This window comes from Ruminiclostridium herbifermentans, from assembly GCF_005473905.2.
GTDB lineage: Bacteria > Bacillota > Clostridia > Acetivibrionales > DSM-1351 > Ruminiclostridium > Ruminiclostridium herbifermentans.
Genome location: NZ_CP061336.1, coordinates 1,769,382 through 1,784,699, shown reverse-complemented (window position 1 = coordinate 1,784,699; position 15,318 = coordinate 1,769,382). Strand labels below are relative to the sequence as shown.

Genomic DNA, 15,318 nt, shown 5'->3' with positions numbered 1-15,318 from the left:
ATTTGCAAAGCAAAAACCACAGAAATCTTGCTATTACAATATACAGAAGACAATATCTTATGCTTCTATTTTAAGAGTTTCTTTTACTTTATCTATCATTTTTGCAGGCTCACATGTCTCCTTATGAAGAACTGGTTTGTCTTTAAGTTCTCTAAGCGGTTCAGGAATCTTCAGTCCAGACTTTTCATTAAGCACTGATAAAAGTTCAAATTCGGACTTACCAGCAATGGCGTCCTCCCCTAAAATAGCTTTAACAACACTCTCATTAAATTTGTATGGGCTAGCTGTTGAAACTATTACAGTCTTTGTAATATCACTTGTTGAAATTACATATTTGTCATATACATCAACCGCAACAGCAGTATGAGTATCCAACACATATCCAGTTTCTAAATACACACTCTCAATTGTTTTAAGAGTATCACTATCATTTGAATAGTCTGCCCAAAATATATTTTGAATTTTCTTTTTTGTCTCTTGGTCTACCTCATATGAGCCTTCAGTATTTAGCTTGCTCATCCATTCACATACCATCTCTGAATTACCTTCAGTAATTAGGTATAAAAGTCTTTCAAGATTACTAGAAATCAAGATATCCATAGACGGTGAAAGAGTCTTCTTGAACTCTCTGTTTTTATTGTATATACCAGTATTAATAAAATCTGTTAAAACATTATTATCATTTGACGCACATATTAACTTATTTATTGGTAAACCCATTTCCTTTGCGTAATATGCAGCTAGAATATTACCAAAATTACCTGTTGGTACTACGAAGTTAATTTTGTCGCCAATCTCAATTTCCTTATTCTTAAGCATATCTGCGTATGCAGAAAAATAATAAACTATCTGAGGCACCAATCTTCCCCAGTTTATGGAGTTTGCAGAAGAAAATTTATATCCATTTTCCTCCATCAAAGCCATAACATCTTTATCATTAAATATGCGCTTTACACCATTCTGTGCATCATCAAAATTACCGTTTACAGCGACTGAAAAAGTATTATTTCCCTCTTGAGTTACCATTTGCATTCTTTGAATTTCACTAACACCCTGATTTGGGAAAAATACAATAATCTTTGTGCCTTCAACATCTTTAAACCCTTCAAGAGCTGCTTTTCCTGTATCTCCTGAAGTAGCAACAAGTATAACAATTTCTTTGTTTTCACCTGTCTTCTTTAATGCTTTTACAAGAAAATGTGGGAGAATTTGAAGTGCCATATCTTTAAATGCACTTGTAGGTCCATGCCACAGTTCTAGTATATTTACTGATTCATATAATTTGTGTATTGGTGCTATGCTATCTGATTCAAATTTTTTAGCAGTATACGCCTGACTGACACAATCCTTTAATTCACTTAAGGTATAATCATCTAAATATCCTTCTAATATATTTAAAGCTCTTTCTTGGTAACTTTGTTCACTCATTTTCAAGATTTGCTCATTACTAAAGTGAATTATATTTTCGGGTACAAATAGCCCTCCGTCTTCAGCAAGTCCTTTCTTTATAGCTTCTGCTGAACTGACGCTTGCACAATTTCCTCTGGTACTTCTATATAACATTTTTACCTCCCACAAAATAAACACCCTATTTGGATATTAGGATCAATTTACAATCTATAAATAACAAATATTATCAAATCCTATTAGACTAAATGATATAATAAATCCAAAAAAAATGCAATCTCAATATAAGCAATTTGAAGCTAATATAGCTTTATTTAAAACACTCTCCACACTTGATTTTTCTTTTGCATACCATAAATAAGCTTTTGTACCGATGTTCTGCCCAGATTATATAGAAACTCCAGTTCATCTTCAGATTTATTAAAATTCAAACTAGGTTGATTTCCAGTAATAATATGTGCAATGTTATCAATATTATATGAATTTTTAGGTACACCCGTATCATGGGATACAAAGAGCAATTTTTTAAGTAAATTTTCATCTTTAAGGAAATCTTTAGCACACTTTCCCATCAATTTTAAACCAATAATAGTATTTAATTGAGTACTGTCAATGAGCCAAACAGGAAAATTATCTAAAACCCCCCCATCAATTATATAATGAGGCTTAATGATATTGTTTTCTTTTTTCATTTGAGTAACAGGCTCAAATATAAATGGTATAGACATACTCATTCTAACAGCTCTTGCCACCTCTAGTTTATCTGGTTCAATATTATAAATAGCAATATCATCTGGAAGAACAATTACCTTTCCCATATTTGCATCAACTGCCGTCATTCTTACCTTGTATCCACGTGGATTTACCTTATCAGCAATTCCCCCTCTAAAATCACTAAAAGTATAAATACCTTTGCTTGCAAGTAGATTTGCCACCCATTCTTCGAAAAGTTCACCACTTAAAAAAGCATTCTTTATACTAAAGGCAATTAAATTTATCAGAAAATTACCTCTTGTCCCCTTAAAATCTTGGTTATCCCTCTCAATAAGCTGAAGTTCTGGGTAGTCTTGCTTATGCAATAATGTGAAAATATCATTATCGTTAAAAAATTTTTTACTCTCTGTCATATTTCTTATTTTATCTGCAATTGATATATCTAAGTATTTGTCCTCCCTAAGCTTTAAACTATTAAAATCAAATTCATTTATCAGTTTCATTAACTCTTTTGCTGAATATCCAGCACCAATTAGCGCAGCAGTAAGTGCTCCTGTAGATACACCTGCAATATTCCCAAGAATACTATACTTCTTTTCAAGTTCTTCATATGCACCAATAAAAGCAACTGAATTAACTTCTCCTCCACTAAATACGATATTTAACGCACGATTGGCAGCACTCATTCACAAATCCCCTCAGAACATAATGAAATGTATCTAATGTATATATATTACTGATATTTGCTAATTAGTATATTGTACAATCCTAAGTATTTGATTTTTTAAGTAAGACTTGTTTATTGGCTATATTATATAGAAAAATGTTGCAGATTAATAAAAGCATCATAAAATTAGCAATAAATAAAATTATTGTTTTGACAAGCAAAAAAATCTGGTACGCGAGTACAACTTAGATAAATGGGTTACTTGGTGGTAATTCCATTTAGATAAGTTTGTACGGGCGTACCAGTAAGTCAGTACTTTGTATTTACCTGCAAAGTTCAATTCAGCCTATTGTATTGCTTTAAGTCTTTCTTTAGCATACTTTATATAGGATGAATTAGGATATTCCTTTATGAGCTTCTCATATGTTACAGCAGCCTTTTGTAAATCGTTAACTTCAACGTAGCTTTTTCCTAAAATATATAGCGCTTTATCAGCAAAGTCCCAATTATCGCCTAGAACAAATAGCTTTTCAAGCTTTTTAACTGCTTCAGCATACTTTTTATTTTTATAAAGCGTATTCCCATCTGTAACCAATTGATTAGCAGCACCTAAAAGTACCTTGTCTTTTATTGAACTATATTTTTCTTTTAAATCTTCCGAAAATTCATCAACATTAAGAGACATTAAATTGTCTGCAGCTTCAATATATTTTTTTTGATTATATAGAGCTGATATTTGAGAAATTTGAGTTGATATCTCATATCGCCTTAGCTTTGTGTTTGCAGCTTCAAGCTGTTCTTTTAATCTATCCAATTCTGCAACTGAATTATTTTCAGCCATAACCTGCTGCTGTTGCCCTGCAGCGTTTTGCTCAGCGGCATCAACATCTCTCGTCTCCTTTGCCGTTCCAATAAAAAGAATTATTGCAGCTATAAGGCAAATTAAACTAAATACACTAAAAATTACTGCAGTAAATGGTTTTTTTAACTGTGAACCTATTTTTTCTAATACGATGTTCTCAGCAAGTACATCGTTTGAAATATAGCTGTTTTTTTGTACGGGTTCTTTCACTTGCTTTTTTAATGTATTATTAGCTAACTTATTTTTTGATTTGACTATTTTCTTGTTAGAAGCATTTTCTGATATACTAATAAAATTAAGATAATCTGCTGCTTTTATAGCATTGTTCTCTTTCTCCACAATACTTCTAAAAAGTTCTTCTGCTTTATCCAATTGATTTGTACATGCATAACATAAACCCAATAGATTTATTGCCTCGTAGAAAACTGGATTAATAGATACAACTTTTTTAAGTTCAATCATCGCAATATCTTCATTACCTGATTTTAGATACTCAATTGCTTTATTATACAGTTCTACAGAATTTATGACCTTATCAGTTTTTCCACTATTTGGGGCAAATTTTTCGATGTCGATAGGTCCGAAGCTTTTTATCTCTTGTTTTAGATCCATGAACATTAGCTCCTTTCAAAGTATAAATACTTTTATCCCATGTCTATTGCCCATATTCCTTCAAACAGCCATATTATCGTATTAGGGCAGTCGCAACACTGGATAACCATTTCTTATTCCCACCTCAAGCAAATCAATTAAAATGAAATTTAACTTTACATCGGAAAATACATCTAGTAATAATATTATTTATCCTTTACGTAAAATAAAAAGATAAATTAACTATAATCCTTTGTTCCCAGAAGTATACCAATGTTTATATGCTCCCATTGCATTAATTTGGAAGCATATATTGTTATCAATCTAGTTTATCTAAAATACCCGGTAAAACTTCACATATAAAGCATTGATCATATATATAATTTTCTTATTTCTCCAATCATATATAACGATCCAAAAACACAAATTATACTATGCTCATCAATGTTATTATATGCTAACTCTAAGCTCTTCTCTAAAGTAATTCCATCCTTAACATTACCTGAATATTCCTTTAAAACCGCAGCAAGCTCGCTAGAAGGTAATGCCCGTTCATTGTTTGGAGTTACTGTTATGATTAGCTTTGCTTTTTTAGCCAGCAAGTCCATAGTCTTTCGATAATCCTTGTCTCTAAGGAAGCCCACAATAAATATTTTGTTTTTATCCGCAAAGTACTTGTCAAGTGCCGCATCCAAAGCCTGCCCGCCTTCAAAATTATGTGCACCATCAATTAAAATCAAAGGTTTTTTATTAATTATTTCAAGTCTTCCAGGCCATGTTGTTTTTGATAAACCGTCCTTAATATTATTATAATCAATATTAAAACCTTTATTAATTAAAATTTCACATGCATCAATGGCTAATGCAGCATTAAAAATTTGATGATCCCCTAAAAGCCTAATGTTCAAACTTTTATAGTTTTTATAATTAAATAATTGCCCCTCTAGGCTATGCTCAACTAACTTCACTGATTCTAAGCAAGTTTTGTGTAATACAGCATTCTGACTTTCGCACACTTTCTCAAATACTTTTTCAGCTTCTGGCTTTTGAGGATATATAACAGTATCACAATTTGGCTTAATTATTCCGGCCTTCTGATAAGCAATTTCAGCAATAGTATTTCCAAGCCTGTCTGTGTGATCTAAGCTAATAGTAGTAATAACACATACCTCTGGCGGTTCAATGACATTTGTTGAGTCATATCTTCCACCAAGGCCTACCTCCAAAACTACTATATCGCAGTTATTCCTATAGAAATACTCAAATGCTACAGCGGTAATAATTTCAAATTCTGTAGGGTTCTCAAATCCTTCTTCAATCATTATGTCAATTTTAGACTTTACATAATTAATTATTTCTGTTAATTCCCGTTGTTCTATTTCAGTATTATTTATTTTGATTCTTTCTGTAAATCTCTGTATATATGGTGAAGTAAATACTCCTGTTTTATATCCGGCGCTAATCAATATATTACTTATAAATGAAGTGGTAGACCCTTTTCCATTTGTACCTGCTACATGAACAAATCTTAATTTTTTTTGGGGATTCCCCATAAATTCCATTAGTTTGTCAATTCTCTCCAAACCTAGTTTACTTCCAAATTTAAGGGTACCATGTATGTACTCCATAGCTTCTTCATAGTTCACGGTAAATTGTTACCTCCAAATATGTATTATGCAAGAAAACAATATCAGTTTTTATCAATGGAGTCAATTGAAATTAGTATTTAAATTCTATTCAATAATGCTTGAATATCTTCTTTTTTCATCTTACAAGTATTTATTCCCATACTGCCTGATAATATATAATCAAAAATTACCAAATTACATTGGGAAATTCTTTCGTCTTCTTCTAAGTCAATAAATTCATCTAAATTGACATCTTTTATTGATGTTGGTAAATAATATCTAACACCCATATTAGGAATAATACTTCTAAATATTTCATTTTTCCAAACCTCATCAGGTATAACAGCAAACAACTCAAATCCTTCAATTACTTCAGTCTTTAGAGAAATAGACAGCATTGTGCGTCTAGTGTGTACTAATACTTTTCTTTTTTTGTACAAAACTCCAAAGTTATCTAATTCGTTTGTAAGTCTTGATAAAAGCAATTTACTTTCCTTCTCACTTAATTTTAAAAAAGAACAGTTTATCTCAATAATTATATCATTCTCTGCCTTTAATGAAGATACAATTTCGTAACTTATTTGTGAGTTACTCATGTTTTTTGCTGAATACGATAGAGTAAACTTTGAAATAGAATCCCTTTTATTTGAAATATCTGATAATTTTATTTTAATATTTTTGATCATTTTTCTACTCCTTGGTATCTTTTATTTACCTCTTTATCCAAGAACACTTCAATTTTAACCAGGAAACGAAGTTTATTAATAAAAATGCTTTAATAAAAAAGGAAATATACTTTTTATAAGCCCTCCAGCTTCCCTTATGAAAATTGTATATTATAATGGTAATAATTTCAATTATTCCCATAAATAAACCTGTCGATTTGGGCTTAAAAGAATATGAGGTTAGTTTTTTACCTGTCCTTCGCCCTAAGCATTATTAACACGCACAACTAAAAAGAATATGATGTTAGGTTTCACTATAAAACTTCAATTTTTAAAATAAAAGTAAACTATATTAAAGAAACTGCCCAATTAACAATTCAAAAACATTGTTTTAAGACAGTTTCTTTAATTTTATTTATACTATATTATCCACTAATATTTTTCAACTAAATAAATTGTAGTTGTGGAAAAGTTTTTATTCTTACTTTGCCAACCTAGCTTCTAATTCTGCTTTCTGTTCTTCATATCCAGGCTTTCCAAGCAATGCAAACATGTTTTTCTTATAAGCCTCTACACCTGGCTGATTAAATGGATTTACCGCTAGCAAGTATCCACTTATACCACATGCCTTTTCAAAGAAATATACCATGCTTCCGAAGTAGTACTCGTTTAATTCGGGCACATTAACTATTAAATTGGGTACTCCGCCATCAGTATGTGCAAGAAGCGTACCCTCAAAGGCTTTCTTATTAACAAAATCCATCTCTTTTCCTGCTAAGAAATTAAGACCATCAACATTATCTTTGTCTTCTTTTATTATAATGCTCTTTCTTGCCTTTTCAACATTTATGACAGTCTCAAATATATTTCTAAGTCCATCCTGTACATATTGACCCATTGAATGTAAATCTGTTGTAAAATCTACGCCAGCTGGGAATATTCCCTTCTGATCCTTACCTTCGCTCTCACCAAAAAGCTGCTTCCACCATTCAGTAAAAAAGTGAAGGGATGGCTCATAATTTACCATTATTTCTATTGTTTTATTCTTATTGTATAATGCATTTCTTGCTGCAGCATATCTGTAGCAGTCATTATTTTTAAAATCGCTGTCCTTGTATAAATTATATGCATCTAAAGCACCCTGCATAATTTTGTCGATGTCTGCACCAGAAACAGCAATTGGCAATAAACCAACAGCAGTTAAAACAGAGAATCTGCCACCAACATCATCAGGTATCACAAAAGTCTCATAGCCTTCTTCATCTGCCAGCTTTTTCAATGCTCCTCTAGCTTTATCAGTAGTTGCATATATTCTCTTTTGAGCTTCCTGTTTGCCATATTTATTTTCCATGTACTCCTTGAAAATTCTAAATGCAACAGCAGGCTCAGTAGTAGTTCCTGATTTTGATATTACATTAACAGAAATTTCTTTTCCTTCTATTAACTCTAATAAATCTGCCACATATGTTGAACTAATATTGTTTCCTACAAAATAAATTTCAGGAGTTTTACGCTTGTCCTTTGGAAGCATATTATAGAATGAATGTGAAAGTATTTCAATTGCTGCCCTAGCTCCTAAGTATGAGCCTCCAATACCAATTACAACCAATACATCTGAATCTGCCTTTATTTTTTCAGCAGCCTTCTTAATTCTAGCAAATTCTTCTTTATCATAATTTACTGGCAGGTCAACCCAGCCTACATAATCATTTCCGGCACCGGTTTTATTGTGCAGCATATCATGTGCAAGCTTAACCTGTCCCTCTAAATAATCAATCTCATAATCACTCAAAAAGCATGATGCTTTAGAGCTGTCAAATGTTATTTTATTCATAACTGCCTCCTATTTGCACTATTCAATTTATAAATTTTACCTTTAATAGTATATCATTCGATTTCATTATTTAAAAGCTAAATTACTGTTTTTTTATGGACTTTTACTTATTTTCTTACTATTTAAACAATCTTATTTAAATAAACTCTGTCTATGAGTATTCAAATTTTGTTGAATTTAAAGTATATTTTCTTATTAAAACCAATTCTAATAATATTTTCTTGGTAAGAAATTTATTTTTTTGACAACAATAGTATCAAAGACAATTAATGTTGTTATAAATCATTCAACTTTACAAAAATCATTAAAAAGTTAAATAATTCTATCTTGAAAAGGAGAAAAATTATGTCAAATCCAAAAAAACCATTAGTTCCAGAAAGTAGAGATGCCTTAACAAAATTCAAGCTTGAATGTGCAGCTGAAATTGGAAGACTTCAGTACTGCAAAGAAAATAACGATCACTACAAGGGTGACTTAACTGCAAGACAAAACGGGTCTGAGGGCGGTCCTATAGGTGGACAGATGGTAAAAAAAATGATTGAAATGTATGAACAAAACATAACACAGCAATAGTATTTACTTGTAATATTGCTTAAAAGCTTTGAAGTCTGAAGCATAAAATAAAAAGTTTAAGAAAATCTTAATGTTTGTGTAAATAATTTATAAATTATATTTATATAAACAATTACAGAGAATCTTAAACTTTTTATTTTTCTCTTGATATATATTAAATTAACACATAATTCTATTTTATTGATTTTTTGTTTTTTATTTTCATTTTATTTAATTTATGTAACTATATTAATGTGTTACTCAAGTAATAAATCATATTATTAAGGAGAAAAGCATGAGAAACATGAGAAGAATTTAAGTAGTGTAACATCCAACATAGTTAGCCTTGTATAATATATGCCATTTCCATTGTTGTGTGTATACTCATACTAGATAATAACTACTCCAGTTCTTCAAGCTATTATGATGCTTTCTTATCTTTAATGATTAAGCGAAGAGGAGCATAGCATTAATTCAAATATGACATTCAAAGATTTTAACAATACATTGGAAGTATTTATAAAAAAGTGGGATATCTATGGTGAGAGGTCAACCTTAGGCTTTTCTCCTTATGACTATTTATTAATCAAAAAATAGTACTTTTTAAATTATTTACATTCCATACGTGAACTCTTCTATTTTATTTAAGCGGTAACTTTTGTTTTTTGCTATATCTGGTTTATTTATTTTATATTTTTATTGTTGTAACATTAATTCATCTGTCCCTGCTAGTTAGTTTATTATCTAATGCTCATTTAAGCATATAAAAATTTTTATATATCTGATATAATAAATTAATATTAGTACTCTAAGGAGATGATTTTTATGTGGTACACAACAAGCAAAAAAATAGTACCCTTTTTTCTTATAATAAGCATTTTCTTGTCCTACTCAGTTCAAATTAATGCACAGCAAACAGATAATTCTTTAGCTTCAATTTGCGATAGCTTAAATAAATTAGGACTTCTATCAGGTGACGGCAATGGCAATTACAATATTGACAGCACTCTGAAAAGAACAGAAGCCATGACTTTTATAGCAAAATTAATGGGCAAAAATGAGTACATACAGAAAAACAAAGACACCTTAAAGAAAACTAAATTTAAAGATGTTGCTGAAACAGATTGGTTTGCCCCATATGTAGAGTTATGGTGTTACCCGATAATTCAGCCCTACTTACGAAATATGTGTATATTTTATTTGGTGCGGTATAATTAATTATTTCAGATTCATAATCTTTATTTTTAATAGAATCAATAGTAATAATATCGCTGATTATATCAACATTGTATTTTACCTTGTTGGTTTTATAATTTCCAACATCGAAGATTGTATTATCAAGAATATTGTTATTAGTGTTAGTCTGAACTGGTTCTGATAAAGTTAATTTGATTTTTTGTTCTCCTATTACTTCATAACTTATAATCTTAGGTTGTACTGTATCTGATACAGGGAATTCAATTTCTGTATCTTCGAATAATGTTTCGCCGTTTGCAGTTTTAATACCCTTTTTAATTAGTAATTTTGCAGTTGTTCCTATAGTTAGGTTTTTACTTAAAGTAATTACCGTATAATTATTACTTGTGATATGATAGGAAGCATTTTCTGGTAATTGGTTTGATATCTGTTTTTTTTCAATGTCGTAAATATTTGAAAACGTTGAGTAATCTTTACTGTAAGTGATACCGCCAGGAATAGCAGAAATTAAGTCAGTCCCCTTATCTTTTACTTCATAAAAAGCTATGTTTTTTGCATATACACTATCCACCTCTATAGGAAATTTAACTTCTATTTTATTTAAAGAGAGAACCCTCACTTTAACTTCTTTTATGTAGTTAAAGGCAAATTTTGAGGAAGGAACTTTTTTGCCTGCATAATCCTGGATAGCATTAGGAGCATCGGTACTTGCAGCATTCACCGTAACAATGCACATTCCTTCAGGCAGGGCTTCATCTAATGTAAGCGTTATAATATTATCAGACAGCTTTGCACTTTTTACTTTGAGTTCTTTGGTAATAGGGGTTTTTTCATCTGAATCAGTATTATGAGTTATGCGGAAGTTTTCAGGATTAAGTGAGTCGGAATTAGTTCCGTCATAAACTGGTTCTGAGAAAATGAGTTGAAAAGTTTTTTCACCAATTATTTCTGCACTTGAAATAAATGGTGTGAAATTATCCAATATAGTGACAAAGAAGTCTTTATCTTTGGAAATTGTTTGACCATTTTCTGCTCTAATTCCATTTTTTACCGTTACCTTTACAGTTATTCCTTTTAATTTAGTATCATTTAATGTAATAAGTGCTGTTTTTATATCTTCGGCTTTTATTGAGTCAGGTGAAATAGATATAGTATTTCCCAAATTATCTTTTATTTCATAAAAATCTATATTTTGAATTGAGTCTTTATCCATCGCCATGTTAAAATCAATTTGAATCTGTTTTAAATTAGTTGATCTGACTGAAATAACATCTGGTTGAGTTATTTTATTTTCTAATACGAATGAATAAGTGTTATCTTTTACGCTATTTTCAGCATAATCTCTAATTATATTAGTTGTACTTAGAGTATTATTTTGAAATCTTACAAATATAGTAGTGTTTTCCAAACTTTCTGATAAAGAAAGAGAAATTATGTTACCAGATAGTGTAGCTTTACTGATTGTATATTCCTTATAGTGAGAATAAACAGTAAAATTTTCTACAGAAGAAAGAGTGTCAGAATTATTACCATCATAAATAGGTTCAGAGAAAATAAGTTCAATAGTTTTTTCATCTAATTTTTCTATACTTATAAGTTTAGGACTTTCAAAATCTTCAACCTTTACATTATATTCAAGATTCTTAGCTAGTACATTTTCGTTAGGTGCTTTTAATCCTTTTTTTATTATAACCTTAGCAGTTGTTAGGTTAGACAACCTATCACTAATTTTATTGTTAAGTGTAATAACTGCCGTTTGTTTGAGTTCATTATAATTAACAGCACCTTGGGCAAGCTTAATTACTTCTGTTCCTTTATTCCTTATTTCATAATAGTTAATATCCTCAACTGATGATTTATCCATAGGAGTACTGAATACTACTTGAAGCTGCTTTGCATTTAAGGATTTTATAGAATTGATAAATTCTTGGGAATTAGATTCGGTTTCATATCCCAGAGACTTTGCAATATCAGCGTTTATGGCACCTTCATTAATTAGGGTTTGAATTAGAGTGTTATTTTCTCCGTTTATTTTTGCATTTAAAGCAGCATTCATATAAATTGCGGCATCACCTCTAGTAAAGCTGCTATCAGAATCCTTTGTTTTTGACAAATAGGAGGTATCAGCTGCAAGACCTGCTTCATAGGCTTTTTTAAAGACATTGCTATTCCATTTAATATCATCATATTTTAATAGCTTTAAAAGCAAAACCAAATAAGACTGTTCTGTAATTTTATCCTTAGAACCGAATAATTCATCACTATAGCCTGAAACAATGTTGTTTGAATAACAGAAACCTACATGAATACAGCTCTAAGTACCAAAATTAATGGTCAAAGTGAGACCTTAATTCAACTTTTAATAAATGATGGTGCTGTTAACGCAGATATTGCGAAATCACTAGGGTATGATACTGTTGAAAAAACAGATAATACAGATACACCTAAAGAAACTATTTCTGTGAAAATCAATGAAATTCTTTCTGTTAGCGAAATAGAAATAGCAGTTTATTTAAATACAGAGCTTAAGTCAATCAGCAATAGCAATATATTAATATATGAAGCAGGTAATGAAAACAATAAATTAAAAATATACTCTGTAACTTCTACAGGTACTAAATTGATAATAAAAACAGGCACACAGGTACCAAAAAAAAGTTACAATGTAGAATTAATTAATATCAAAGATTCAAATGGAAATATTATACCAAGGCTTACAGGAAGCTTTTCTGGCTATACTCAGATTTCTACATATTCATCTACGCCATCACCTACTCCTAAGCCTTCTCAGGCTGTAGATTCAGTAACCGCAATAAATGCAAAGCAAATACAAATAGTATTCAATAAAGAAATGAGTAAGTCGTCAGTCGAGGATATAAACTTTTATGAAATAAAGGATAAGGGTACTGATGTTATTAGTCTTGCTCAAGGTGCTGTAATTTATGATGAGCCTACAAAAACTGCAGTCATTACACTAAACAATAAGATAAGTGACAAACTGACTAACCTTACAATAGCAAAGATTACTGTTAAGAAAGGAATTAAGTTTATTGATGGCTCTGAACAAGCTAACAATATGGAATTTAATGTTAAAGTAGAGGATTTGGAAATAGCAACATTTAAAAACCCAGAAGTAATTGGTGAAAAAACAATAAAAATTCCTTTCTCAGAACCTGTTTATGATGGCACAAATAACAACTTCCTTAATACCGAAAACTTTAGAGTTAATTATTTAAAACCAGCGTATGTTGAGGATTTAACATCTACAGGTATTAAACTTTTGGAAGCTTATACATATACCGTACAAAGTGCAGAATTAATAGGAAGCACTATAATTCTGAACTTATCAGAAGCTCTTTCTGAAGGTACCATAAAGGTTAATATAAATAGCTCTATAACCGAAAATCCTATTCAGGACTATGCAGGCAACATACTATCCAACTGTGAAGCCACATTTAATTATGTAAAAACAGGAGATACATCTTCACAGGTTAGTGTCGAAAAAGCCGATGAAGATATGGTAACATTAAGCTTTTCAAAACCAGTAACCGCATCAGACTTAAAACTATTCCATACAGATAAAACTATTGCAGCTAATATGTCAACCCCAGTTTCTATAAACAAAGGAACATTTGTAAATGAAATTACATTTGAATTTCCTAACAAAATTCCTATGGGTACAACTGATTTATTTTTGGTAAACAGCACCGACCCAAGCTGTAAAATGTTTAATATATTTGGTGAATATGTTCCAGACCAGACTCTGGTTGCTGATGTAGCACCTGAAAAAAACCCACCAAAAGTTATAGATTCTGTTTTGATTAATAATAACACTTACACAATATTCTTTAATGAAAAAGTAAGTAAAGATTTTGCAGAGAACTCCGCAAATTATGACTTCACAACCTTTGACTATTACACTACTGTATCCTTTGTACCTTCATTAAGCAATGATGGTAAAAGTGTGAATTTATATTTACCAAAAGGTCTTCGTGATAATACTAAGTATAGGATAGTTATTAGAAATGCAGAAGACATTTCTGGAAACAAAACAACTTCAGATATTCAATTAACATATACTAATGGTGAACATTCAACTCCATCGCTAGAAGTAAATAAATCCTTTACCAATAATACTGAAGGCAAAATATTTATATACTTCAGCGAACCAATGAACGAAACCCAGATGCTTGACAAATCTAGTTACAAGGTTGCTATAACTTCTGGTGCTATTTTTGCCTCTTTAGGAGCTGGTGATACAGTTTCTAAAATATCAGACAGGTCAGTTCTAATTGATTTGTCAAAAACAGTTAATTCGCCCAGCGTCATGCTAGCACCTATTATGGACTTAAAAGGAAATAGATTGTATAACTCAATAGCGCCTGTTTATATAAAGGATATAGAAGAAGAAACAGTAATGGTAGAATCAATAGATTTAATAGCAAAAAACAAAGTTAAGGTTACTTTCAACAGAGTGCTACAAACGTTTAGTACAAATGACATTTCATTTGCTGGAGTTACCAACAATACAATACTTGTGGCAGAAATTGAGTCACTGATAAATAACGACAATGATAAAACTGAAGTAGTAATAGTTCTTAATAAAGAACTTAGCGCTGATGTAAAATACAATGGTTCTGTTGTATCAGTAATTACCAAAGAAAACTGCAATTCAAAGTCAGTTTTAGGAACTAAATTGACTCCATCACAATCTATTTCCATTAATGACATGGTTGCTCCAGAAATTATCACCTATGACCATGATTCAAATTCTTTAACAGAACCGGTAGAAAAGGTTGTTTTATCAGGAAATATTTTGACTTCTATGATTGATGGCAAAGTATCAAAAAATACAACTGGAACAATAACTATAACCTTTAGCGAACCAATTTTAGAATTTTCTCTTTCTGTTTTGACTTTTGAGGTTGAGGGATATACTGTAACATCTATTTCAAATGCTGTAAATAAAAATGAAGTAGTATTATCTATAAAAGCAAATAAAGACAATACTCCAGCAAAAACAACAGTAAGACAAGTTAATAATATTTCAGATTATTCAGGTAACATGTATTTATCAGACAAAGTTTGGACAGTAAGATAAATTTTGATACTGGAGATTTTCAACTAAGGGTAGTTATTCTATAGTAGTTATTCTCATAGTAGTTAATTCTATAATAGTTAATTTCAAATAACTAGAAAGC

Annotated in this window: 9 protein-coding genes; 2 read left to right on the top strand and 7 right to left on the bottom strand. The window is 30.6% G+C overall.

The features are described from left to right. Window positions 1-57: 57 nt before the first annotated feature. The 6 genes from thrC to EHE19_RS07425 form a co-directional block, all read right to left on the bottom strand. Window positions 58-1,563, bottom strand: coding sequence for a threonine synthase (gene thrC, locus EHE19_RS07450; protein WP_137696532.1), 1,506 nt, complete (start codon window positions 1,561-1,563; stop codon window positions 58-60). 158 nt (window positions 1,564-1,721) lie between these two features. Next, a complete protein-coding gene (locus tag EHE19_RS07445; RefSeq protein ID WP_137696533.1) occupies window positions 1,722-2,807 on the bottom strand; it encodes a patatin-like phospholipase family protein in 1,086 nt (361 codons plus the stop codon). A gap of 327 nt (window positions 2,808-3,134) precedes the next feature. Continuing rightward, on the bottom strand, window positions 3,135-4,262 hold the full coding sequence (locus EHE19_RS07440) for a tetratricopeptide repeat protein (protein WP_137696534.1): 1,128 nt from the start codon (window positions 4,260-4,262) through the stop codon (window positions 3,135-3,137). Between the two features lie 350 nt (window positions 4,263-4,612). Beyond that, entirely contained in the window at window positions 4,613-5,887 is a 1,275-nt protein-coding gene (locus EHE19_RS07435) for a bifunctional folylpolyglutamate synthase/dihydrofolate synthase (RefSeq protein WP_137696535.1), read from the bottom strand. An 80-nt stretch (window positions 5,888-5,967) separates the two neighbouring features. Further along, entirely contained in the window at window positions 5,968-6,555 is a 588-nt protein-coding gene (locus EHE19_RS07430; RefSeq protein ID WP_137696536.1) for a hypothetical protein, read from the bottom strand. 460 nt (window positions 6,556-7,015) lie between these two features. After that, window positions 7,016-8,368 (bottom strand): glucose-6-phosphate isomerase, encoded by a 1,353-nt coding sequence (locus EHE19_RS07425; RefSeq protein WP_137696537.1) that lies wholly within the window; start codon window positions 8,366-8,368, stop codon window positions 7,016-7,018. Window positions 8,369-8,713: 345 nt separating this feature from the next. Here EHE19_RS07425 and EHE19_RS07420 point away from each other — a divergent pair, with 345 nt between their 5' ends. Beyond that, window positions 8,714-8,941, top strand: coding sequence for an alpha/beta-type small acid-soluble spore protein (locus tag EHE19_RS07420; protein WP_137696538.1), 228 nt, complete (start codon window positions 8,714-8,716; stop codon window positions 8,939-8,941). A gap of 1,081 nt (window positions 8,942-10,022) precedes the next feature. Here the strand turns inward: EHE19_RS07420 and EHE19_RS07415 are convergent. Next, window positions 10,023-12,332, bottom strand: a complete 2,310-nt coding sequence (locus tag EHE19_RS07415; protein ID WP_137696539.1) for a hypothetical protein — start codon at window positions 12,330-12,332, stop codon at window positions 10,023-10,025. An 87-nt stretch (window positions 12,333-12,419) separates the two neighbouring features. Between EHE19_RS07415 and EHE19_RS07410 the strand changes: the two genes are divergently transcribed. After that, window positions 12,420-15,218: a hypothetical protein gene (locus tag EHE19_RS07410; RefSeq protein ID WP_137696540.1), complete on the top strand. Its 2,799-nt coding sequence runs from the start codon at window positions 12,420-12,422 to the stop codon at window positions 15,216-15,218. Window positions 15,219-15,318 lie beyond the last annotated feature (100 nt).

Coding starts and splice junctions, on each gene's coding strand:
- EHE19_RS07445 (WP_137696533.1), bottom strand. CDS start 2,807: ATGAGTGCTGCCAATCGTGCGTTAAATATCGTATTTAGTGGAGGAGAA.
- EHE19_RS07425 (WP_137696537.1), bottom strand. CDS start 8,368: ATGAATAAAATAACATTTGACAGCTCTAAAGCATCATGCTTTTTGAGT.
- EHE19_RS07420 (WP_137696538.1), top strand. CDS start 8,714: ATGTCAAATCCAAAAAAACCATTAGTTCCAGAAAGTAGAGATGCCTTA.
- EHE19_RS07410 (WP_137696540.1), top strand. CDS start 12,420: ATGAATACAGCTCTAAGTACCAAAATTAATGGTCAAAGTGAGACCTTA.
- thrC (WP_137696532.1), bottom strand. CDS start 1,563: ATGTTATATAGAAGTACCAGAGGAAATTGTGCAAGCGTCAGTTCAGCA.
- EHE19_RS07440 (WP_137696534.1), bottom strand. CDS start 4,262: ATGGATCTAAAACAAGAGATAAAAAGCTTCGGACCTATCGACATCGAA.
- EHE19_RS07430 (WP_137696536.1), bottom strand. CDS start 6,555: ATGATCAAAAATATTAAAATAAAATTATCAGATATTTCAAATAAAAGG.